23 protein-coding genes and 2 riboswitches are annotated in these 20,684 nt (G+C 64.2%); of the genes, 22 read left to right on the forward strand and 1 reads right to left on the reverse strand.

Features of this window, described 5'->3' with window-relative positions; translation table 11 throughout:
- The first annotated feature begins 43 nt into the window (after window positions 1-43).
- Complete coding sequence (locus tag DSOUD_RS02990) at window positions 44-2,059, forward strand: putative bifunctional diguanylate cyclase/phosphodiesterase (RefSeq protein ID WP_053549609.1); 2,016 nt, start codon at window positions 44-46, stop codon at window positions 2,057-2,059.
- Window positions 2,060-2,198: 139 nt separating this feature from the next.
- Window positions 2,199-2,618, forward strand: a complete 420-nt coding sequence (locus DSOUD_RS02995) for a thiol-disulfide oxidoreductase DCC family protein (RefSeq protein WP_053549610.1) — start codon at window positions 2,199-2,201, stop codon at window positions 2,616-2,618.
- A gap of 127 nt (window positions 2,619-2,745) precedes the next feature.
- Here DSOUD_RS02995 and DSOUD_RS03000 read toward each other — a convergent pair whose 3' ends face one another.
- Window positions 2,746-3,258, reverse strand: coding sequence for a ferritin (locus tag DSOUD_RS03000; protein ID WP_053549611.1), 513 nt, complete (start codon window positions 3,256-3,258; stop codon window positions 2,746-2,748).
- A 176-nt stretch (window positions 3,259-3,434) separates the two neighbouring features.
- Here DSOUD_RS03000 and yihA point away from each other — a divergent pair, with 176 nt between their 5' ends.
- The 20 genes from yihA (at window position 3,435) to DSOUD_RS03100 (ending at window position 20,674) form a co-directional block, all read left to right on the forward strand.
- Window positions 3,435-4,103, forward strand: coding sequence for a ribosome biogenesis GTP-binding protein YihA/YsxC (gene yihA / locus DSOUD_RS03005; protein ID WP_053549612.1), 669 nt, complete (start codon window positions 3,435-3,437; stop codon window positions 4,101-4,103).
- Between the two features lie 8 nt (window positions 4,104-4,111).
- A complete protein-coding gene (locus DSOUD_RS03010; RefSeq protein ID WP_053549613.1) occupies window positions 4,112-4,357 on the forward strand; it encodes a SemiSWEET family sugar transporter in 246 nt (81 codons plus the stop codon).
- A gap of 192 nt (window positions 4,358-4,549) precedes the next feature.
- Window positions 4,550-4,739: riboswitch (cobalamin riboswitch) on the forward strand.
- 87 nt (window positions 4,740-4,826) lie between these two features.
- Window positions 4,827-5,348, forward strand: coding sequence for a cob(I)yrinic acid a,c-diamide adenosyltransferase (locus DSOUD_RS03015; RefSeq protein WP_157671714.1), 522 nt, complete (start codon window positions 4,827-4,829; stop codon window positions 5,346-5,348).
- Window positions 5,349-5,352: 4 nt separating this feature from the next.
- Complete coding sequence (gene cobU, locus DSOUD_RS03020) at window positions 5,353-5,874, forward strand: bifunctional adenosylcobinamide kinase/adenosylcobinamide-phosphate guanylyltransferase (RefSeq protein WP_053549615.1); 522 nt, start codon at window positions 5,353-5,355, stop codon at window positions 5,872-5,874.
- Window positions 5,875-6,044: 170 nt separating this feature from the next.
- Window positions 6,045-7,106: a nicotinate-nucleotide--dimethylbenzimidazole phosphoribosyltransferase gene (gene cobT / locus DSOUD_RS03025; RefSeq protein ID WP_053549616.1), complete on the forward strand. Its 1,062-nt coding sequence runs from the start codon at window positions 6,045-6,047 to the stop codon at window positions 7,104-7,106.
- The gene (cobS, locus tag DSOUD_RS03030; RefSeq protein ID WP_053549617.1) at window positions 7,103-7,852 is read left to right on the forward strand and encodes an adenosylcobinamide-GDP ribazoletransferase; all 750 of its coding nucleotides are present in this window, start codon (window positions 7,103-7,105) and stop codon (window positions 7,850-7,852) included. The genes cobT and cobS overlap by 4 nt, the downstream gene beginning before the upstream one ends.
- A 198-nt stretch (window positions 7,853-8,050) precedes the next feature.
- Window positions 8,051-8,650, forward strand: coding sequence for an alpha-ribazole phosphatase (cobC, locus tag DSOUD_RS03035; protein ID WP_053549618.1), 600 nt, complete (start codon window positions 8,051-8,053; stop codon window positions 8,648-8,650).
- A 3-nt stretch (window positions 8,651-8,653) separates the two neighbouring features.
- A complete protein-coding gene (locus DSOUD_RS03040; RefSeq protein ID WP_053549619.1) occupies window positions 8,654-10,039 on the forward strand; it encodes a cobyrinic acid a,c-diamide synthase CobB in 1,386 nt (461 codons plus the stop codon).
- A gap of 97 nt (window positions 10,040-10,136) precedes the next feature.
- The gene (gene thiC / locus DSOUD_RS03045) at window positions 10,137-11,444 is read left to right on the forward strand and encodes a phosphomethylpyrimidine synthase ThiC (protein WP_053549620.1); all 1,308 of its coding nucleotides are present in this window, start codon (window positions 10,137-10,139) and stop codon (window positions 11,442-11,444) included.
- A 90-nt stretch (window positions 11,445-11,534) separates the two neighbouring features.
- A riboswitch (cobalamin riboswitch) is annotated at window positions 11,535-11,708 on the forward strand.
- An 88-nt stretch (window positions 11,709-11,796) separates the two neighbouring features.
- Complete coding sequence (locus tag DSOUD_RS03050; protein ID WP_053552272.1) at window positions 11,797-12,195, forward strand: sirohydrochlorin chelatase; 399 nt, start codon at window positions 11,797-11,799, stop codon at window positions 12,193-12,195.
- Between the two features lie 24 nt (window positions 12,196-12,219).
- On the forward strand, window positions 12,220-12,852 hold the full coding sequence (locus tag DSOUD_RS03055) for a precorrin-8X methylmutase (protein WP_053549621.1): 633 nt from the start codon (window positions 12,220-12,222) through the stop codon (window positions 12,850-12,852).
- Between the two features lies 1 nt (window position 12,853).
- Window positions 12,854-13,588, forward strand: coding sequence for an energy-coupling factor ABC transporter permease (locus DSOUD_RS03060; protein WP_053549622.1), 735 nt, complete (start codon window positions 12,854-12,856; stop codon window positions 13,586-13,588).
- Window positions 13,585-13,875, forward strand: coding sequence for a hypothetical protein (locus tag DSOUD_RS18785; RefSeq protein ID WP_053549623.1), 291 nt, complete (start codon window positions 13,585-13,587; stop codon window positions 13,873-13,875). The genes DSOUD_RS03060 and DSOUD_RS18785 overlap by 4 nt, the downstream gene beginning before the upstream one ends.
- The gene (gene cbiQ, locus DSOUD_RS03070) at window positions 13,875-14,645 is read left to right on the forward strand and encodes a cobalt ECF transporter T component CbiQ (RefSeq protein WP_053549624.1); all 771 of its coding nucleotides are present in this window, start codon (window positions 13,875-13,877) and stop codon (window positions 14,643-14,645) included. Before DSOUD_RS18785 ends, cbiQ begins: the two co-directional genes overlap by 1 nt.
- Window positions 14,646-14,692: 47 nt before the next feature.
- Window positions 14,693-15,541, forward strand: a complete 849-nt coding sequence (locus DSOUD_RS03075; protein ID WP_053549625.1) for an energy-coupling factor ABC transporter ATP-binding protein — start codon at window positions 14,693-14,695, stop codon at window positions 15,539-15,541.
- Between the two features lies 1 nt (window position 15,542).
- The gene (cbiD, locus tag DSOUD_RS03080; RefSeq protein ID WP_053549626.1) at window positions 15,543-16,691 is read left to right on the forward strand and encodes a cobalt-precorrin-5B (C(1))-methyltransferase CbiD; all 1,149 of its coding nucleotides are present in this window, start codon (window positions 15,543-15,545) and stop codon (window positions 16,689-16,691) included.
- Window positions 16,688-17,899, forward strand: a complete 1,212-nt coding sequence (locus DSOUD_RS03085; protein ID WP_053549627.1) for a bifunctional cobalt-precorrin-7 (C(5))-methyltransferase/cobalt-precorrin-6B (C(15))-methyltransferase — start codon at window positions 16,688-16,690, stop codon at window positions 17,897-17,899. Before cbiD ends, DSOUD_RS03085 begins: the two co-directional genes overlap by 4 nt.
- Window positions 17,900-18,054: 155 nt before the next feature.
- On the forward strand, window positions 18,055-18,759 hold the full coding sequence (cobI, locus tag DSOUD_RS03090; RefSeq protein WP_053549628.1) for a precorrin-2 C(20)-methyltransferase: 705 nt from the start codon (window positions 18,055-18,057) through the stop codon (window positions 18,757-18,759).
- Window positions 18,760-18,842: 83 nt separating this feature from the next.
- Complete coding sequence (gene cobM / locus DSOUD_RS03095; protein ID WP_053549629.1) at window positions 18,843-19,622, forward strand: precorrin-4 C(11)-methyltransferase; 780 nt, start codon at window positions 18,843-18,845, stop codon at window positions 19,620-19,622.
- On the forward strand, window positions 19,619-20,674 hold the full coding sequence (locus tag DSOUD_RS03100; protein WP_053549630.1) for a cobalt-precorrin 5A hydrolase: 1,056 nt from the start codon (window positions 19,619-19,621) through the stop codon (window positions 20,672-20,674). Before cobM ends, DSOUD_RS03100 begins: the two co-directional genes overlap by 4 nt.
- Window positions 20,675-20,684: the final 10 nt, after the last annotated feature.

A 20,684-nucleotide genomic window follows, 5' to 3' on the forward strand; every position in this document is an offset into this window, starting at 1 on the left:
TGTCAATCCTTATGGGTTCCAGATTCTCATAGACCTTCTCTTCGTGACGGCACTTGTCCATTTCAGCGGCGGGGTCGCCAGCTGGTTCTGGCCGGTCTATTTTCTGGTGACCATCGAAGCCGCGGTGTTGTTCGAAGAGCCCCGGGATGTCTGGTGGCACGGCGCCCTCGGCGGGCTCCTCTACGGCGCCCTTCTCGGTGCCGAAAACCTGCACCTGATCTCCTTTGTGGAAATGCCCTTTGTCAATCCCTGGGTTCACAACGATGTGTTTAATATCGTCCTGCTGTGGCTCTGGGTTTCTATCCTCAACGGCACCGTTGCAGTGATTGCCGCCTTTCTCATGGGGGTGATTCGCCGCGAGAATGTGGCGTTGCGCGAAAGCGAGACAAAACTGATCGGATTCCTCAATTCGGCCAACGATTTGATCTTCAGCTTCACCCCGGAAGGGAAATTCCTCTACGTCAATCGCTCCTGGAAGCAGATCCTAGGTTACGATCTGGATGCTCTCGCAGATATGACCATGCTCGACATCGTCCAGGAAGAGCAGAAGGTCAAATGTCTGGCCGGCTTCCGCCGTTCCATGGCCGGTGCGAAGGTGACGCCCATCGAGGGGTATTTCCTTTCCCGGGACGGCCACCCGGTGGCGGTGGAGGGGAACATCACCTGCAATTTTCGCGACGGGGCCCCCGAGTCGATCTGGGGGATCTGCCGGGACATTACCCAACGCAAGGAGGCGCAGGAGCAGCTCCTGCACATGGCCCACCACGACACCCTGACCGGCCTCCCCAACCGCCGCTGTTTTCTCGACCGTCTCAAGCAGGCGCTGGCGCTCGCCCGCCGCCTCGAGCACCGGGTCGCCATCCTCTTTCTCGACCTCGACCGTTTCAAGATCATCAACGACACTCTCGGCCACGGCGTGGGCGATAAGCTTCTGAAGGAGGTGGCAACGCGGCTTTCCGCCTGCGTACGGGAGGTCGATACCGTCGCCCGCATCGGCGGCGACGAGTTCATCCTCACCCTGGTCAATCTGAACCAGATCGCCGATGCCGAATTGGTCTCCCGGAAAATCCTCAAATCCCTCGCTGCTCCTGTACAGATCGACGGCAACGAGCTCTTCATCACCACCAGCATCGGCATCTCCGTCTATCCCGGAGACGCCGACGACCCCTCCGCCCTGGTGAAGAAGGCCGACGTCGCCATGTATCACGCCAAGGCGATGGGGAAGAACAACAGCCAGTTCTACACCCCCGCCCTCGACCGGGACGCCCTCCGCAAACTGGGGCTCGAAAACAGCATGCGCAAGGCCCTGGAGCGGGGGGAGTTCCGGGTCTACTTCCAGCCCAAGGTCGACACCGGCAGCGGCAAAATGTCCTCCCTGGAAGCCCTCCTGCGCTGGCAGCACCCTGAGCTGGGATTCCTCCTCCCCGCGGAATTTCTCAACATCGCCGAGGAGACCGGGATGATCGTCCCCATCGGCGAATGGGTCCTCTCCGAGGTCTGCCGGCAGTCCCGCCTCTGGCAGGATGCGGGACTCCCCCTGACGCCGATTTCCGTCAATCTTTCCGGGGTCCAGTTGCAGCAGAAGAACCTGGCCGAGACCATCTCCGGCATTCTGGCAACCACCGGGCTCGACGGGCGCTCCCTCGAACTGGAGATCACCGAGACGGTGATCATGCAGAACCCCGACTTCACCATCGGCATTCTCAACGAGCTCAAAGCGATCGGCGTCTCATTGTCGATTGACGATTTCGGCACCGGCTACTCGTCCCTGGCCCATCTCAAGCGCTTCGCCGTCAATACTCTGAAGATCGACAAGTCCTTCGTGCGGGACGTCGACAGCAATCCCGCCGACGCCGCCATCGCCACGGCGATTATCGCCATGGCGAACAGTCTCAATCTCAAGGTGGTGGCCGAGGGTGTGGAAACCCTGGGGCAGCTCTCCTTTTTGCAGGGGTGCAGCTGCGACGAGGTGCAGGGATTCTATTTCAGCCGGGCCCTGCCGGCCTCGGAGATTGAGGCTTTCCTCGGGAAGATCTTCCGGCAATCGGAGGCCTCCTGAGCCTATTGCGCAGCGATCGGCTCCGCCGCAGAAACGGAAAAGCGCCCCGGAATGAAATTTCCGGGGCGCTTTCTCTTCCGGAGCCGGAGGGTCGGTGTCGTGGTAGACTGAAGTCGAAGGAATAAAGAGGGGGGATACAATGAGCGCGAGCCCTGTTTTGCCGTTGACGGTCTTTTACGACGGCGCCTGCAGCATCTGCGCGGCGGAAATCAGCCGCTACCGGAGTCAGCAGAGTCCGAAGCGGCTGGTGTTCGTCGACATCAGCGCCGCGGATTTTGTCCCCGAGGACCATGGACTGACCCGCGAGGCGGTGGAGAAGGAAATGCACGCCATCGATGGGGACGGCGTGGTTTATACCGGTGTTGCAGCGTTCACCGCGATCTGGCGGATCGTCCCCGGATTTTTTTATTCTGCCCTGGCCGAGATTCTGGACCTTCCGGGGATTAACCTTCTGGCGCGCCTCGGTTACAAGGTTTTTGCCCGGTATCGCTACCTTTTGCCGCGGCGCACCCCGGAATGCGCCGATGAGAGCTGCAACCTGGGGCACCGGAAAAAATGAAATCAGGGGTTTTTAGCCACCAAGACACGGAGACACCAAGAAAAATAAATTAAACAAAAAGCTTTCCTGGTGGCCTGGTGCCTTGGTGGCAGATTAAAGCTTGGCGGTCTCCGTTGTTCACCGGTCGCTAGGCCGCTGCCGTCGGCGGGACGAAGACCCGGGCGGCGAGTTCCTGGTCGAGGAGAAGGAGTCCGCGGCCGTCCCCTTCGACCCGCTTCAGTTTGCGGATGATCAGGGAGAAGGAGGCCTCTTCCTCGACCTGCTCGGTGACGAACCATTGCAGCATGATCTGGGCGGCGTGGTGTCCTTCCTTGCGGGAGAGATCCATCAGCTTGCCGATGCGATCGGTGACGAAGAGCTCATGTTTGAGGCCGAACTCGAAGGCGTCGAGGGGCGACTTGAAGGTGTTCTGCGGCCCGTCGATGGGACGCAGTTCGGTGCGGCCGCCGGCGTCGCAGGTGAATTTGAAGAATTTCTCGCCATGGGTCATTTCTTCCAGAGCCTGGACCCGCATCCAGCTGGCAAAGCCGGGGAGATCCTCCGATTGAAAATAACCGGCCATCGCCATATAGAGGTAGGCCGAGAAAAATTCGTTTTTCATCTGTTCGTTGAGCGCATCCTGCAGTTTGGGGTTGATCATGGTGTCCTCCGCTGGGGATTGAATGAAGTGGTGCCGGTCAATGTCGCCGTAAAGCATACCAAATAGGTAAACTTTGTCCAGCCCGATGACGTTCTCCTTGCGGTCGTTGCAAATGTTTAACCGCTGGGCTATTCTGCTCCCTGATATCGACCCCCTTTTTTTCGGAGATTGCCGTTTTGCACATCAAGTCCACCACCTTCGTCAAGAGCGCCACCAAACCCGCCAACTACCCCCCCGCCGCGCTCCCTGAGATCGCCTTTGCCGGCCGCAGCAACGTCGGCAAGAGTTCGCTCATCAACGTCCTGGTCAATCGCAAGGCCCTGGTGCGCACCTCCTCGACGCCGGGGCGGACCCAGCTCCTCAATTTTTTCGACATCAATGGCGCCTTCTCGCTCGTCGACCTCCCCGGTTACGGCTTCGCCAAGGTGCCCCTGGCCGTGAAGAAGGAGTGGGGACCGATGGTCCGCACCTATCTGGAGCGGCGGGAGAGCCTGCGGGCGGTGGTCGTTCTCTTCGATATCCGGCGCGTTCCTCGCGAGGAGGACCTGCAGCTCCTCGACTGGCTCGAGGAGCTCTCCGTGCCGACCATCCCGGTGATCACCAAGATCGACAAGGTCAGCCGCGGGCAGAGGCTCAAGCAGATCGGCCCGATCCTCGAGGCGACGGGCCTGGACCGGGACGATTTCACCCTCTTTTCGGCGCCGACCCGGGAGGGGATGGAGGAGATCTGGGAGCGCGTTGAAGCGGCCCTCGAGGCCGGCGAGGAGCCCGATCCCTCCATCGAATCGGATTCCTCCGCCGTCCCCGGTGACGAAGCCGACCTTTCGCCCCCGACCGGAGAGTGAGCGGCGCCATGCAGTGGTTCGGTTTTCTCGGCGGCCTGATGGTCGCCTTCGGCTTCGTCCCCCAGATCGTCAAGGCGCTGCGCACCCGCTCGACGGGTGACCTCTCGATCTTCATGCTGATGACGATCTTCACCGGCGGCCTCTTCTACACCGCCTACGCCCTCTGGGCCGGCGACCCGGTCTTCATCACCATCAATCTTCTCGCCACCGCCAACACCCTGGTCCTCCTTATCCTCAAGGTGCGCTACCGCTAGGCTTCCAAAATAAGGCTTCTCACCACTGAGGCACAGAGGCACAGAGAAATTTTCTTTGCTAAATTTGGCCTGACTCGGTGTCCTCTGTGCCTCAGTGGTTCAATTTGTTTTTTCAAGAGGACATCATGCGGCGACGGCCCCTGAAAACCGGTTATTTCATTGACAGTCCGGCGAAGGGTTTGTTACAAGAGTCAGACAATTAGAGATCCAGGTGCCCGCTTCGGCGGGAGAATAGGGAAGAGGGTGAGAACCCCTCGCTGCCCCGCAACTGTGTGTGGTGACGAAAACCGGAGTTCATGCCACTGTCCCGTCAGGGATGGGAAGGCCCGGTTAAGTAGGACGAACCACGAGTCAGGAGACCTGCCCGGATTTTATTTGCCAGCCTTTCGCGGGAGAGGTTGGGGTCTCTGCCATTTGGAAACCCCGACCTCTTTCGCGAGGCGGGGTTTTTTGCGTCGGGGAGTCGAAGGTGGAACAGGGATTGATCCAGGTCTATACCGGCGAAGGAAAAGGGAAGACCACTGCCGCCACCGGACTGGCGGTGCGGGCCCTGGGGCAGGGGTTCCGGGTCTTGCTGGTGCGCTTTCTCAAACCGCAGGAGCCCGCCAGCGGCGAGATCCTTTTCCTGCAGGGGACGCCGTCGCTGGAGATCCTCACCGCCGGCGTGGGGATCATTGGTACGCCCGGTGATTCTCCTGTGGTGGCCCGCAGCGTCGTCGAGACCTTCGAACGCGCCCGGCAGAGACTGGCGGAGGGGCAGTTCGACCTCCTCATCCTCGACGAGATCAACAACGCCCTGCACCGCGGCCATCTCCCGCTGCAGGAGTTTCTCGCCTTTCTCGACGACCGTCCGGCGGGGTTGGAAATTGTTCTGACCGGGCGCAACGCCCCGGAAGCCGTCCTCGAGCGGGCCCACCTGGTGACCCGGATGGCGGCGGAAAAACACCCCCTGCAGCAGGGGATCCCGGCGCGCCGGGGGATCGAGTTCTGAAGTTATGGCCCAAGTGATCTATATCAGCGGCGGCGCCCGCTCGGGGAAATCCGCATATGCCCAGCGTCTCGCCGAAGCCTGTCCGGGGCCGCTTCTTTATCTGGCGACCGCCGGGGTTCATGACGGCGAGATGGCCGAGCGGGTCGCGCGGCACCAGCGGCAGCGGGGGGATCGCTGGTCGACCCTCGAGGAACCACTCGACCTCAGCGGCCGCCTCCCCGCCGCATCAGCGGGCCAGGGGGCGATCCTTCTCGACTGCGTCACCCTGTGGATCACCAACCTCCTCTTCCACCACGGCGAGGAGACGGCGCCGGTCTTTGCGGCGGTCGAGGAATTCATCCGCATCCTCCCGTCCCTTGAGGCCCCGTTGTTTTTGGTTTCCAATGAAGTCGGCCAGGGGATCGTGCCGGAGAATCGCCTGGCGCGTCTCTTCCGCGATCTGGCCGGCGAGGTCAACCAGCGCCTGGCGGCCACTGCCGACGAGGCCTGGCTGGTGGTCTCGGGGCTGCCGTTGCGGTTGAAATGATTCGAGGTTGTTCGGGAAAAGTCTTTTTACCACAGAGGCACAGAGGCACAGAGGCACAGAGTTAAGCGCTCGATTTTATATATGTTTTTCTCTGTGACTCTGTGTCTCTGTGGTCATTCTTGAGATTTTGTGAATCCACCATTTTTAACGCGATACAAAGAGGTTCCGACATGTCCCGCATCGATCTGCAGAGCGCCCTTGAACGCATCCGCCCCGTCAGTTCCGAACGCCTGGCCGAAATTCAGTCGCGCATCGACCGCCAGGCCAAGCCCCAGGGGTCGCTCGGGCGCCTCGAGGAGTTCGCCCGCCGTTACGTGGCCATCACCGGGCGCGAGGATGTGCGCAGGAAAGCGGTCTTCACCTTCGCAGGCGATCACGGCGTGGTCGAGGAAGGGGTCAGCGCCTTTCCCAGGGAAGTCACCCCGCAGATGGTCCTCAACTTCCTCGACGGCGGCGCGGCGATCAACGCTCTGGCCCGGTCCGTCGGCGCCGAGGTGGTGGTGGTCGACATGGGGGTCGACTATGACTTTTCGCCGATGGAGGGACTGCTGCTGAAGAAGGTCGCCAAAGGAACGGCCAATTTTGCCAGGGGTCCGGCGATGACGCGCCGGCAGGCCATTCAGGCCCTGGAGACCGGGATCGAGATCGCCTTCGACTGCAAGGAAAAGGGGATCGATCTGGTCGGCACCGGCGACATGGGGATCGGCAATACCACCCCCTCGACGGCCATTGCCGCCGCCTTCACCGGCCTCTCCGTCGCCAGGCTCACCCACCGCGGCACCGGGATCGGCGATGCGGCCCTGGCCCGCAAGATCGTCGTCATCGAAGAAGGGCTCAAACTCAACGCCCCCGACCCCGCCGATCCCGTCGACGTGCTGGCCAAGGTCGGCGGCTTCGAAATCGGGGGCATCGCCGGACTGGTTCTCGGCTGCGCCGCCTGCGGGATTCCGGTGGTGGTCGACGGTTTCATCTCCACGGCCGGAGCGCTGATCGCCTCCGAGCTGCACCCCGGGGTCAGGGACTATATTTTCGCCGCCCACCAGTCGGTGGAGATCGGTCACGGCGCCATGCTCGAGCGCATCGGCCAGCGGCCGATCCTCAACCTCGATATGCGTCTCGGCGAAGGGACCGGCGGCGCCCTGGCCATGGGGCTGATCGAAGCATCGCTGCGGGCGTTGCGAGAGATCCGCACCTTTGACGATGCCGGAGTCAGCGGGCAGGAGGCGCCATGAAGCAGGAGTGGGAAGATTTCCGCATCGCCGGCGCCTTTCTGACCATATTTCCCGTCGCCCGGGAACTCTCCATGGAGCCGGAGCGCCTGGCGCGCAGCATGGGCCTCTTCCCGGCCGTGGGGGCGGTCATCGGCCTCGCCCTGGTGGTGCTCAACTGGGTGCTGACGCCGCTGATTCCCCGGCCGGTTCTCGACTGCCTGCTGATCCTCATGCTCATCGCCGCCACCGGCGCCCTCCATCTCGACGGCATCGCCGATCTCATCGACGGCCTCGCCGGCGGCAAGGACCGGGAAGGGGCCCTGGCCATCATGAAGGACAGCCGGGTCGGGGCGATGGGCGTCGTCGGGCTGGTGATGGTCCTCCTCCTCAAGTACCTCTCCCTGTACAACGTCCCGGCGCCCCTCAAGTCGGCGGCACTGATCTTCATGCCGGTCGCCGGGCGCTGGATTCAGGTTGTCCTCGCCGCCTCCTGCCGCTACGTGCGCGCCGAAGGGGGGACAGGCGGGGCCTTCGTCGACCACGTCGGCGAGCGCGAGATGCTCATCGCCACCGCCACCCTGATCCTGGCCGCGGTGGTCCTCTTCGGCAAAAGCGGATTTTTCCTCATCCTTCTCCTCGGGATCGCCGCCATTGGACTGATCCGCTACTTCAACGCCCGCCTCGGCGGGGTCACCGGCGACGTCCTCGGTGCCGGGACCGAAATCATCGAGGTCCTGACCCTGGTGCTGGTGCTGGCTCTCCACTGATGCGCCGGGGTGATTAAGCCGCGATGGTCGGGCCTGATTGGATTTGAATATTTGAGGGCTTAACAAAAACTCAAAAATTACCACAGAGACACAGAGGCACAGAGCTAGGAACTTAATGTTATTAGTTGTTTCTCTGTGCCTCTGTGTCTCTGTGGTGAAAAAACGTTTTTGGCGAGGCTATTAAGCAAAGGAGCCGAGATGACGCGAACCAGGATTTACCTCGTCCGCCACGGCCAGGTCGAGGGGCACGAGCAGAAGCGCTACAACGGCCAGGGGGATATTCCTCTGACCGCCGAGGGGCAGGCCCAGTTCGGCCTGTTGCAGCTGCGTCTCAAGAAAAAGAAGCTCTCCGCCGGGTACAGCAGCGACCTCTCCCGCTGCCTCGACGGCGCCCGGCTCCTCCTTGCCCCCCATGAACTCCAGCCGATGGCCCGCCCGGACCTCCGGGAGCTGAACATCGGCATGTGGCAGGGAAAGACCTGGCGGGAGCTGCAGGACGAATATCCCGAGGAGTGGCAGGCGCGCCTCGACGACATCATCCATTACCAGGTTCCCGGCGGCGAGAGCCTGCTGGAGATGGCCGAGCGGGTCCGCCAGGCGATGGGCGAGATTGTCGCCGCTCATCCCGGCGAGGAGGTCCTGGTGGTCGGCCACGGCGGCGTCAACCGGGTGATTCTCCTCGACGCCATCGGCGCCCCCCTCGATCGTCTCTTTCACATCGAGCAGGATTTCGGCTGCCTCAACGTCATCGACTACTACCCCGACGGGGTGAGCGTCGTCGCCCTGCTGAACGGGTAGTTCATGCCGCCGAAGCCGATCATCATCGCCGCACCGAGCAGCGGCAGCGGCAAGACGACCGTCGCCCTCGGGGTGATGGCGGCACTTAAAGCGCGCGGCCTGCGCGTCGCCCCCTTCAAGGTCGGTCCCGATTTCATCGATCCGGGGCATCACGCCGCGGTCTGCGGCCGCTCTTCGCGCAACCTCGACGGCTGGATGTGCGGCAGGGAGTGGGTGGCCGGCAGCTATGCCCGAGGCTGCCGTGACGCCGATCTGGCGGTGATCGAGGGGGTGATGGGGCTCTTCGACGGCGCCTCCGGGGAGGACGACGCCGGCAGCACCGCCGAGATCGCCCGCTGGCTCGACGGCCGGATCGTCCTGGTGGTCGACGCCCGCTCCCAGGCCCGCAGCGTCGCCGCCCTGGTCAAGGGGTTCGTCGAGTTCGATCCCCGGCTGCACTTTGCCGGGGTCATCTTCAACCGCGTCGGCACTCCCCGCCACGAGGAGCTGCTGCGCCAGGCGATGGCCTCGGTTCCGGGGCTCCCCCCGGTGCTCGGCTGCCTGCCGCGGGAGGAGAATCTCGCCCTCCCCGAGCGCCACCTCGGCCTGGTGATGGCCGCCGAGGCCGGCCTCGACGAAGCCTTCGCCGCGCGCCTCGCCGCGGCCGTCGAAGCGCACCTCGATCTCGACGGTCTGCTGCAGACAGGGGGTCAGGTCTCAACTCCTGACACGTCCCTCCGGAGCGGCGCCCCGACCCTTCCGACGGTGCGCATCGCCGTGGCCCGGGACGAGGCCTTCTGTTTCTGCTATCCGGAAAATCTCGAGCTTCTGCAGGCGGCCGGGGCCGAACTGGTCTTTTTTTCGCCGCTGCATGACCGGGCTCTCCCTCCGGAGATCGACGGCCTTTATCTCCCCGGCGGCTATCCCGAACTGCATGCCGGGGAGCTGAGCGAAAACGTCTCTCTCCTGGGGGAGATCCGGGAGGCGGGAACGGCCGGCCTGCCGATCTACGCCGAGTGCGGCGGTTTCATGCTCCTGGCCGAATCGATCGACGGGCAAGCGATGGCCGGACTCTTCCCCGGCGCCGCGCGGATGCTGGCGAAGCGCAAGGCCCTCGGCTACCGGCACGTGGAGCTGACCGCCGACTCCCTCCTCGGCCCGGCGGGAACCGTCGCCCGCGGCCACGAGTTTCACTATTCGGAGATGACCCTGCCGGAGGAGGTCTCCCGCATCTATCGCCTCTCCCGTCGCGGCGGCGAAGACCTCGGTCGCGAAGGGTACTGCCACGGCAACGTCCTCGGCTCCTATATTCATCTCCACTTCGGCAGCAATCCGCAGCTGGCGGAGAATTTCGTTCAATTTTGCAATCAGGGCAAGATTCACCACAGAGGCACGGAGACACAGAGGTAAAACAGGATCCTTGGGGCTGATGTTGAGTCTTCTACGCGGTTCTCTGTGCCTCTGTGTCTCTGTGGTCAATAGAATTAATCATCAGGAGGATGTTCGTTTGAAAACTCAAGTTGAGTTCGCCGTTGCGGGAACCATTACCCCGCAGATGGAAAGTGTTGGCCGCGATGAGGACGTTGCGCCTGAATATATCCGGCAGATGGTCGCCGAAGGGAAGATCGTCATCCCCTGGAACCACAACCGCAAACCGAAGGCGGTGGGGATCGGCAAGGGGATGCGCACCAAGGTCAACGCCTCCATCGGCACCTCCTCGGACATCGTCGATTATGACGCCGAGATCCGCAAGGCGCTGGCCGCCCAGACGGCCGGCGCCGACACCCTGATGGAGCTCTCCGTCGGCGGCGACCTCGACCGGGTGCGGCGCGAGGTGATCGCGGCCGTCGACCTGCCGGTGGGAAACGTCCCCCTCTACCAAGCCTTCTGCGAGGCGGCCCGCAAGTACGGCAATCCCAACAAGCTCGACAAGGAGATGCTCTTCGACATCATCGAGCAGCAGTGCGCCGACGGCATGGCCTTCATGGCGGTGCACTGCGGCATCAACCTCTACACCATCGAGCGCCTCAGGAAGCAGGGGTACCGCTACGGCGGCCTGGTCTCCAAGGGAGGGGTCTCCATGGTCGCCTGGATGATGGCCAACGAGCGCGAGAACCCCCTCTACGAGGAGTTCGACCGGGTCGTTTCCATCCTCAAGAAGTACGACACCGTCCTTTCCCTCGGCAACGGCCTGCGCGCCGGGGCGATCCACGACTCCCACGACCGCGCCATGGTCCAGGAACTCCTCATCAACTGCGAACTAGCCGAACTCGGGCGGGAGATGGGGTGCCAGATGCTCGTGGAGGGGCCGGGACACATGCCGCTGGACGAGATCGAGACCAACATCCGCCTGCAGAAGAGGATGAGCAACGACGCTCCCTACTACATGCTCGGACCGATCTCCTGCGACGTCGTCCCCGGGTACGATCACATCGCCGCCGCCATCGGCTCGGCCCAGTCGAGCCGCTACGGCGCCGACCTGATCTGCTACATCACCCCCGCCGAGCACCTGGCGCTCCCCAACGAGCAGGATGTGATCGACGGCGTCAAGGCCGCCCGGGTCGCCGCCTACATCGGCGACATGAACAAATATCCGGAGCGCGGCCGGCAGCGGGACAAGACCATGAGCAAGGCGCGGCGCGACCTCGACTGGCAGAAGCAGTTCGAACTCGCCATCTTCCCCGAGGATGCGCGGGCGATCCGCGCCAGCCGCACGCCCGAGGACGAGAAGACCTGCACCATGTGCGGCGATTTCTGCGCCTCCCGCGGCGCCGGAGAGCTTTTCAAGGGGGATTTGAAGGGGGACAAAATTTAAATAATTTCACCACAGAGGCACTGAGACACAGAGAGGAAACCCAAACCTCTGTGAGGCGGTTTTTTGTTTTCTCTGTGTCTCTGTGGTAGATAAAATTTAACGTTTTCAGGCGCAGGAAAGGGGGTGGAAAACCCCCGCGGACCCGCCGCTGTAACGGAGGACCGACCCCTCGCAGACCCACTGGACGGACATCGAGCCGTGCGGGAAGGGGAGGGGGAGGGATGATCCCGGAGCCAGAAAGCCTGCCTGGAAAATGAACTTGTTCGCTGACGGCAAAGGCGTTCGGAGGGTGTGGATGATCCACGCCCCCGGCCGCGCGGCCGGGGGCGTTCGTTTTTTCAAGGAGAAAGAAATGAAGAAAACCGCCATACTCCTCATGGGGCACGGCTCCCGGGTCGCCGCCGCCAACGAGGCGCTCCACGCCATCGCCGCCATGGTCGAGGAGACCAGCGGCATCCCCATCGTCGAGGTCGCCTTTCGCGAGCAGCACGCCCCCAACATCCAGAAGGGGATCGACGCCTGCGTCGCCCGGGGGGCCGAGCGGGTCCTTCTCTATCCCTATTTCCTCTATGCCGGCGCCCATGTCCTCGAGGATCTGCCGGCGGAGATGACCGAGGCCGCGAAGCGTTATCCCGGTCTGGAGATGGCTCTCGGCGAACCCCTCGGTGTGCATCCCAAGCTCGGCGAAATCGTTTGCGAGCGCATCGGCGAGGCGATGGCGCGCTCCGGCTGGGACCAAAAGGTCGCCTGATTCTCAAGGAAGGAGGGTGTTGTCATGTCCGCACCGGATGTTATTGTTAATCCCCTGGAGATCGAGGCCCGATCCTTTGCCATCATCGACGGCGAGGTCGGCGAGCATGCCTTCGATTTCCGCCAGTGGCCGGTGGTGCGGCGCATCATCCACACCACCGCCGATTTCGATTTTGTCGCCAACACCGTCTTCTCCCCGCAGGTGATCGACAAGGCGCTCGGCGCCCTGCGGCGGGGGGAGCCGGTCTATTGCGACACCGCCATGGTCGGCGCCGGGATCAACAAGGTCCGTCTTGCCGCCCTCGGCTGCGCGCTGCGCTGCCATGTGGCCGATCCCGATGTCGCCGCGGCGGCCCGCGCCGCCGGGGTGACGCGGTCGATCATGGCGATGCGCAAGGGGATCGACGGGGGGTGCGGCATCTTCCTCGTCGGCAACGCCCCCACGGCTCTCTATGAACTTCTCCATCAGGCGCGGGCCGGGGCAATAAAACCGTCCCTGGTCGTCGGCGTGCCGGTGGGGTTCGTCGGCGCCGCCGAATCGAAGGAAGCGCTCCTGGAGAGCCGTCTTCCCTCCATCGTCTGCCGCGGGCGCAAGGGGGGGTCGGCCATCGCCGCCACCATCCTCAACGCCCTGATGATCCTTGCCGAGGAGGCCTGAGATGCCTTGCCTGATCGCCGCCGCCCTGGCTTTTTTCCTCCTCTGTCCCGGGGAGGCTCTGGCCATGCACATCTCCGAGGGGGTTCTCCCCCCCGGCTGGGCGGCCCTGTGGTTTGTCGTCGCGGCCCCCTTTGTTTTCTGGGGGATTCGCCAGATCAACCGGCGCAAGGATATCGACCCCTCCTACATCCCCCTTCTGGGGATTTTCGGCGCCGCCGTCTTCGTCTTTTCCTGCTTTCCGATACCGGTGCCGGTGGCCGGCAGCACCGCCCATCCGGCAGGGACGGGGATGAGCGCCATCTTCCTCGGTCCCTTTGCCAGCGTCGTCGTCGCCTTCATCTCCCTCCTTCTCCAGGCCTTGTTTCTTGCCCACGGCGGACTGACCACCCTGGGCGGGAACACCGTCTCCATGGGGATCATCGGTTCCTTCGCCGGCTACGGAGCCTTTCGGACCGGCCGCCTGCTGCGCTTCAACCTCTTCTGGTGCGGATTTGCCGCCGGAGTCGCCGCCGACCTTCTGACCTACCTCTCCACCTCCTTCGAGATGGCTATCGCCCTGCACGGCGATCAGTCCTTCTGGTCTGTTCTCGGTCAGATCTACCTCGCCTTCATGCCGACCCAGATCCCCCTTTCCCTTCTCGAAGGGGCGGTGACCGGCGGCATCCTCGTCTACGTGAACAAGCATCGTCCGGACATCCTGCGCAGGCTGAAGGTTCTCGGCAAGGAGGTTTCATGACTTTTTTGAAGCGCGGACTCTTGGCCTCGGTTTTTCTCCTCCTTCTTTTTTCTCCGGTCCTGGCCGAAGAGGAGGCGCCCAAATGGCCAGGGGTCGACGAGACCGTGGTCGGCAAATATGCCAAGGAGTTGGGACGCGAGGCCCGGGATCCCTACATCAACACCGACCAGGGGGATCTCCTCCTCTTTCTCTTCGCCCTGGCCGGGACGGCCGGCGGCTTCATCATCGGTTACTACTGGCACAAGGTCTTCGTTGCCGGCAAAAAGGATCTGGAGCCGCGGGACTGATGGGGGGAGCGCACCATTTCATCGACGCCCAGGGGGAGGAGCGGAGTCTGCTCGCCGCCCTCGACGGTCGCATCAAGCTGGTGCTGCTTCTGGCCGCCCTCGGCGTCAACCTGACGGCCGGGGGGATCCGCACCCCTCTGGCCCTGGCAATCCTCGCCCTGCTGCTGGTCGTGGCCGCAGGTGTTCCGGCACGGGACTTTTTCAAGCGGATGGCCATCCCGACCATGCTCGCCCTGGTCGCCTTTGTCACCCAGCTCTTCTGGGTCCGTCAGGGGGAACCGCTGCTGAGCTTCACCCTCTTCTCCTGGGATTTCGTCTTCACTTCCGGAGGGGTGGAGCGCGGGAGCGAGCTTTCGGCCCGCATTCTCGGCGGGATGGGGACTCTCCTCTTCTTCTCCCTGACCACCCCCCTGCCGGAGCTGATGCGGGCCGCCCGGTTCTTCCGCTGTCCGCCGGTCCTGGTGGAGCTGGCGCTGATCATGTACCGTTACATCTTTCTCTTTCTCGAAGAGGGGGCACGGATCCGCAACGCCCAGAAGTCGCGCCTCGGTTATGTCGATTTCCGCAATGTCCTTCGCTCCTCGGGGATTCTCGGCGGCATGCTGATCCTGCGCACCTATGACCGGGCCGAGGCCACCTTTGCCGCCATGCGCTGCCGCGGTTACCGCGGGGCTCTGACGGTGGCCGTTGGCAACCCCCTGCAGGGGCGGGACTGGATCGCTCTCGGGGCGGGGCTGGGGCTTCTGGGGATTCTGTTCGCAATGCGGTAAACAAGATCGGTCCGATACGACCGATCTTTCCCATAAGGTATGTTCCCATGCTCAAGATTGAAGACCTGCATTACACCTACGAAGACGGCACCCCGGCTCTCAACGGCATCGACCTGGAGATCGCCCAGGGGGAGTTCCTCGCCATGCTCGGCTCCAACGGCAGCGGCAAGACGACCCTGATCAAGCATCTCAACGGCCTTCTCCGACCGACCCTCGGCCGGGTCCTGCTGGACGGCAAGCCGATCGAGCGCGTCGAGGACCGGGAGGTCTTCAGCCGCATCGGCATCGTCTTTCAGGATCCCAACGACCAGCTCTTTGCCTCCACCGTCGAGGAGGACGTCGCCTTCGGTCCGACCAACATGGGGCTCCCCCCGGAGGAGATCAAGGAGCGGGTGCACAGGGCCCTGCACCAGGTCAACATGCAGGATTACGGCCGCAAATCGATCCATGCCCTCTCCCACGGGCAGAAGAAGCGGATCTGCGTCGCCGGGATTCTCGCCATGGAACCCCAGGTGATCATTCTCGACGAACCGACCGCCGGTCTCGATCCGATGGGGGTGCATTCGCTGATGCACCTCCTCGAGGACCTCAACAAGAAGCAGGGGATCACCATGATCATGGCGACCCACGTCGTCGACCTGGTGCCGCTCTTCATGAGCAAGATCGCCATCCTCAGCAAGGGGAAGGTGCTGCGCTACGGCCCGCCGTCCGAGGTCTTCGGCGACCCGGAGGCGATCGAACGGGCCAAGCTCAACCTGCCGCTGGTCGCCGAACTGATGAACCTGCTCAAGACCCGGGATCATCTCAAGCTTCACCATATCCCCCTCACCGTCGGCGAGGCGCGCCGCGAGATCCTGCGCCTCCTTTCGGTGCAGGACGTGACGTCGCGGGTCTGACATGGGCAAAACGCTCCGCCACGGTTACACCACCGGCGCCTGCGCCGCCGCCGCCGCCCTCGGCGCGGCCCTCATGCTTCGCGACCAGCGCATTTACCCCTCGGTGGAGCTCCCCCTCCCGGCCGGGTTCTCCGTGACCTTCCCCCTTTTCGGACAGACCTTTTCCGCCGGGGCGGCCCGCTGTTTCGTGGTCAAGGACGCCGGCGACGACCCCGACGTCACCAACGGCGTCGAAGCGCACGCGGAAGTGACCCTCTCCCCCCACCCCCCCTCCCCCCCCTTAGTTAAGGGGGGGCAAGGGGGGGTGGGGGGGCAAGGGGGGATAGTCATCGAAGGCGGCGTCGGCATCGGCACCGTGACCAAGCCGGGGCTGGCGGTGCCGGTCGGCGAACCGGCGATCAACCCGGTGCCGCGGCAGATGATCACCGAAGCCCTCGCCGGAGTCTTCACCGGTCACCCCTTCCCCGGCACTCTTTTCTGCCGCCTCTCCATCCCCGACGGGGAGGAGCGCGCCAAGCGGACCCTCAACGCCCGTCTCGGCATTCTCGGCGGTCTGTCGATCCTCGGCACCACCGGGGTGGTGCGGCCGATCTCCCACCGGGCCTGGACGGACACCATCGACGTCGCGCTCGACGTCGCCCTGGCGGCCGGTTCCCCCGGGGTCGTCCTGGCCACCGGGCGCTCCAGCGAACAGGCGGCGATGGCGGAACTTTCCCTGGCCGAGGAGGCCTTCGTCATGATGGGGGATCACGTCGGCTACGCCCTCGAGGCCTGCCACCGCAAAGGGGTTCCGGCGGTGGTTCTGGCGGTGCAGTTCGCCAAGCTGGTCAAGATCGCCTGCGGTCACCCCCAGACCCACGTCAGTGCCTCCCGGCTCGACCTCGAGGAACTGGGGCGCTGGGGGGCGACCGCCGGCCTTGACGGCGACGCGGTGAAAAAGATAGAGTGTGCCAACACCGCCCGGGAGGTCTACGAGACCCTCGGCCCGGACCATCCGCTGATCGCCGCGGTCGCCGCCCATGGGCTGGAGATGGCGCGGCAATGGGCTCCGGGGGTCGCGGTGGCGATTTTCCTCGCCGGCTACGGCAAACGGCCGGCGCGGCGCTTCGGGGAATGGATTCTCAATTCAGCAGGGGATAAAGGGATATGAAAAAAGTCTACGTGATCGGAGCGGGGGTCGAAGGGCAGGAGGGGTTCAGCCGCAGGACCCTGGAACTCATTGCCAACGCCGGAATCCTTCTCGGCGGGGAGCGGCAGCTCGAGCTCTTCCCCGACTTCCCCGGCGAAAAAGTGACCATCGGCAGCAATCTCGCCGAGGTCGTCGAGCGTCTCCGCCACGCCGAGCGCCAGGCGGTGGTCCTGGCCTCCGGCGATCCCCTCTTCTTCGGCATCGGCCGCTATCTGCTGCGCAATCTCCCCGAGGACGATCTGGAGTTCATCCCCAACGTCAGCTCGGTGCAGTACGCCTTTGCCAAGATCAAGGAGCCCTGGGACGATACGGTCTTCGTCTCCGCCCACGGCCGCGGCCTGAAAGGGGCCGTCGATCGCATCGTCGCCAACGACAAGGCCGCGGTCCTCACCGACGAGATCAACACCCCGGCGGCCATCGCCGCCGAACTCATCGAGCGCGGCCGCGACGGGTATGCCGCCTACCTCTGCGAGAATCTCGGCACTCCCGAGGAGCGCATCCTGGTCACCGACGTCAAGGGGCTGGTGGAGATCAAGGCCGCGCCCCTCAACGTTCTCATCCTCATCAAGGAATACGAGGCCGGCGGCGACGAGTACATTCCGACCCTGGGGATTCCCGACGAGGAATTTGCCACCGTCAAGAAGCTGATCACCAAGGAGGAGATCCGGGTCGTGACGCTGGCCAAGCTCAAGCTGCGCCACGACATGTGCCTCTGGGACATCGGCGCCGGCAGCGGCTCGGTGAGCATCGAGGCCGACCACCTCCTCCCCAACGGCCGGATCTTCGCCGTCGAGCGCAACCCCCAGTGCGTCGAGTTCATCAAGGAAAACCTCAGCAAATTCAATGCCCGCCACGTCACCCTGGTGGAAGGGGACGCCCCCGGTTGCCTGGAGAACCTCCCCGATCCCGACCGGGTCTTCATCGGCGGTTCCGGCGGCAACCTCTGGGATATCCTCGACACCGTCGACGGCAGGCTCGCCGCCGAGGGACGGGTGGTCATCAACGCCGTCACCCTCGACACCCTCACCGCGGCCTGCGAATTCTTCGAAAACGCCGGTTACCAGCTCGAGGTCACCACGGTCAACATCGCCCGCACCCGGCCCCTCTCCGACTACAAGATCTTCGAGTCCTACAACCCCGTCTACATCATCGCCGCTGTGAAGGAGTAGGGGCACCAGAAAAAAAATTGGCAACCACAGAGGCACGGAGACACAGAGGAACCTTGTCAAAATCAAAAGGACTTTCTCTGTGCCTCTGTGTCTCTGTGGTGAAAAGCTCTTTTACGATTTCATCCTGGAATAAAAATACCCGAGGTTGTACCCCCATGTCTTCCCGTCTCTATGCCATCGGCGTCGGCCCCGGCGATCCCGAACTCTTGACCCTCAAGGCCGCGCGCATTCTGCGTAGCGTCCCGGTGATCTGCGCCCCCACCGGCGCCGCCGAGGCGGCCAGTTACGCCCTCTCCATCGTCGAGGCGCACATCGACCGCTCCCGCCAGCAGGTCCTCAGCCAGGTCTTCCCCATGCGCAAGGACCAGGAGGGGCTCAATCCCTACTGGGAGGAGGCGGCTCTTGAAGTGGCCGGGCATATCCGCAGCGGCAGGGATGTCGCCTTCATCACCATCGGCGACCCCTTTCTCTATTCGACCTTTCTCTATCTGTACCGGATTTTTCGCGACAAATATCCCGAGATCCCCATCGAGGTGGTTCCGGGGATCTCCAGCATCAACGCCGCCGCCGCGGCATCCGGCGTCCCCCTGGGGATTTCCGCCGACCGCATCGCCGTGCTCCCGGCCACCTACGAGGAGCAGGAGCTGCGCAGCACCCTGAAGTCCTTCGACACCGTCATCCTGATGAAGGTGCACCGGGTCTTCGACGGGGTCTATGCCCTTCTCCAGGAGCTCGGTCTCGAGAAGAAGGGGGTCTTCGTCCGCCGGGTCGGCTCGGCGGACCAGGAGGTGATCTTCGATCTCGCCTCCCTCGTCGGCAAAAAACTCGATTATCTCTCGCTCCTCATCGTCAGAAAGTGACGGACGCGCACCGTCGTCCCGTCCTTCTCGGGACCCTTTCCAGACCACCGCTCGACCCCGAAGATTTTGTTATGGAGGTTGTTTTGTCTGAAGTCGTTTTCGTCGGCGCCGGAGCCGGCGACCCCGAACTGATCACCGTCAAGGGGCTCAAGGCCCTGCAGCGGGCCGACGTCGTCGTCTATGCCGGCTCTCTGGTCAATCCCGAGCTGCTGCGCGAGCTCAAGACCGGAGCCCAGGCCCATGACAGTGCCCCCCTGACCCTCGAAGAGGTGCTGGAGATTCTCTGCGCGGCGGTCGCCGAAGGGAAGACGGCCGTGCGGCTGCACACCGGCGACCCCTCGGTGTACGGGGCGATCCAGGAGCAGATGGAGGGACTTGCCGCCCGGGGGATCGCCTATTCGGTCGTCCCCGGGGTCACCGCCGCCTTTGCCGCCGCCGCCGCCCTGAAACAGGAGCTCACCCTCCCCGGCGTCTCCCAGACCGTCATCCTCTCCCGCATCGAGGGGCGCACCCCGGTTCCGGAAAAAGAAAGGCTGCGCAAAATCGCCGCCCTCGGCGCCACCCTTGCCCTCTACCTCTCCGTGTCGATGATGGAGGAGGTGGTCGACGAACTCCTCGCCGGCGGCGTCTATACCCCGGCGACCCCCGTCGCCGTCGTCTGCCGGGCGAGCTGGCCGGACGAGCGCATCGTCGAGGGGACCCTCGCCGACATCGCCGCCCGGGTCAAGGAAGCGGGCATCGGCCGCCAGGCGCTGATCCTGGTCGGCGAGGTGCTGAGCGCCCGTCGGGACGGGGTGCCGGAAAAATCCCTCCTCTACGACCGGGAATTCAGCCACGGCTTTCGCCAAAAGTCCCCCCGATGAAACTTGCCATTATCGCCATCACCGAAGGGGGGGCGAAACTCGCCCGCACCCTGGGGACCGCAGCAGAAGACGCCGAGGTCTATCTCCCCGAACGTCTGCGCCGCCCCGACAACTGCCGCTACTTCTCCCGTCCCCTGGCCCTGGAGCTCCCGGCGCTCTTTGCCGGCTACCAGGGGCTGTTGTGCATCATGGCGACGGGGATCGTCGTGCGCCTGCTGGCGCCGCACCTGCGGGGGAAGGAGACCGACCCGGCGGTGGTGGTGATGGACGAAAAAGGGGATTTCGCCGTCAGCCTCCTCTCGGGGCATCTCGGCGGCGCCAACGATCTGGCCCGGGCGGCGGCCGAGCTCACCGGCGGCCAGGCGGTGATCACCACCGCCACCGACGTCAACGACCTGCCGGCCTGGGACGACGTTGCCCGGCAGGAGGGGATGGGGATCGAACCGCTGCCCAGCATCAAACGCCTCAACGCCCTCCTCCTTCGCGGCGAGCCGATCGCCCTCGTCGATCGCGGCGGTCGGGTGGCCGCCCATTTCGCCTCCGTGGCAACGGTGAGCTGCCACGGCAATTTTGCCCAGGCGCTGGGATCGGGGGCCGCAGGGCAGGTTTTCGTCACCCACCGCCACATCCCTTTGCCCCGCGATCAGGAGAATCTGCTGCTGCTGCGCCCCCGCGACCTGGTGGTGGGGATCGGCTGCAACCGCGGCACCGGTGCCGGGGAGATCGAGGCGGCGGTGAAAGAGGAACTCTCCGCGGCCTTTCTCGCCTTCGGCAGCATCGCCTCCCTGGCGACCATCGAGGCCAAGGGGGACGAAGCCGGGCTTCTCGAATTCGCCCTCCTCCATCGCCTCCCGCTGGCCCTGCACTCCGCCGCGGCCCTCAATGCCGTCGACGCCCCGAGCGCCGAATCAAGCCACGCCCTGGCGGCCGTCGGCGCCCGCGGGGTCTGCGAGCCGGCGGCCCTCCTCTCCGCCGGGGGCGGTCCGCTCCTGGTGACCAAGAAGAAACGCGGCAACGTCACCCTGGCCGTGGCGCAGCGAGGGGGGGGGTAAACGCCCCTCC

Source organism: Desulfuromonas soudanensis, from assembly GCF_001278055.1.
Lineage (GTDB): Bacteria > Desulfobacterota > Desulfuromonadia > Desulfuromonadales > WTL > Deferrimonas > Deferrimonas soudanensis.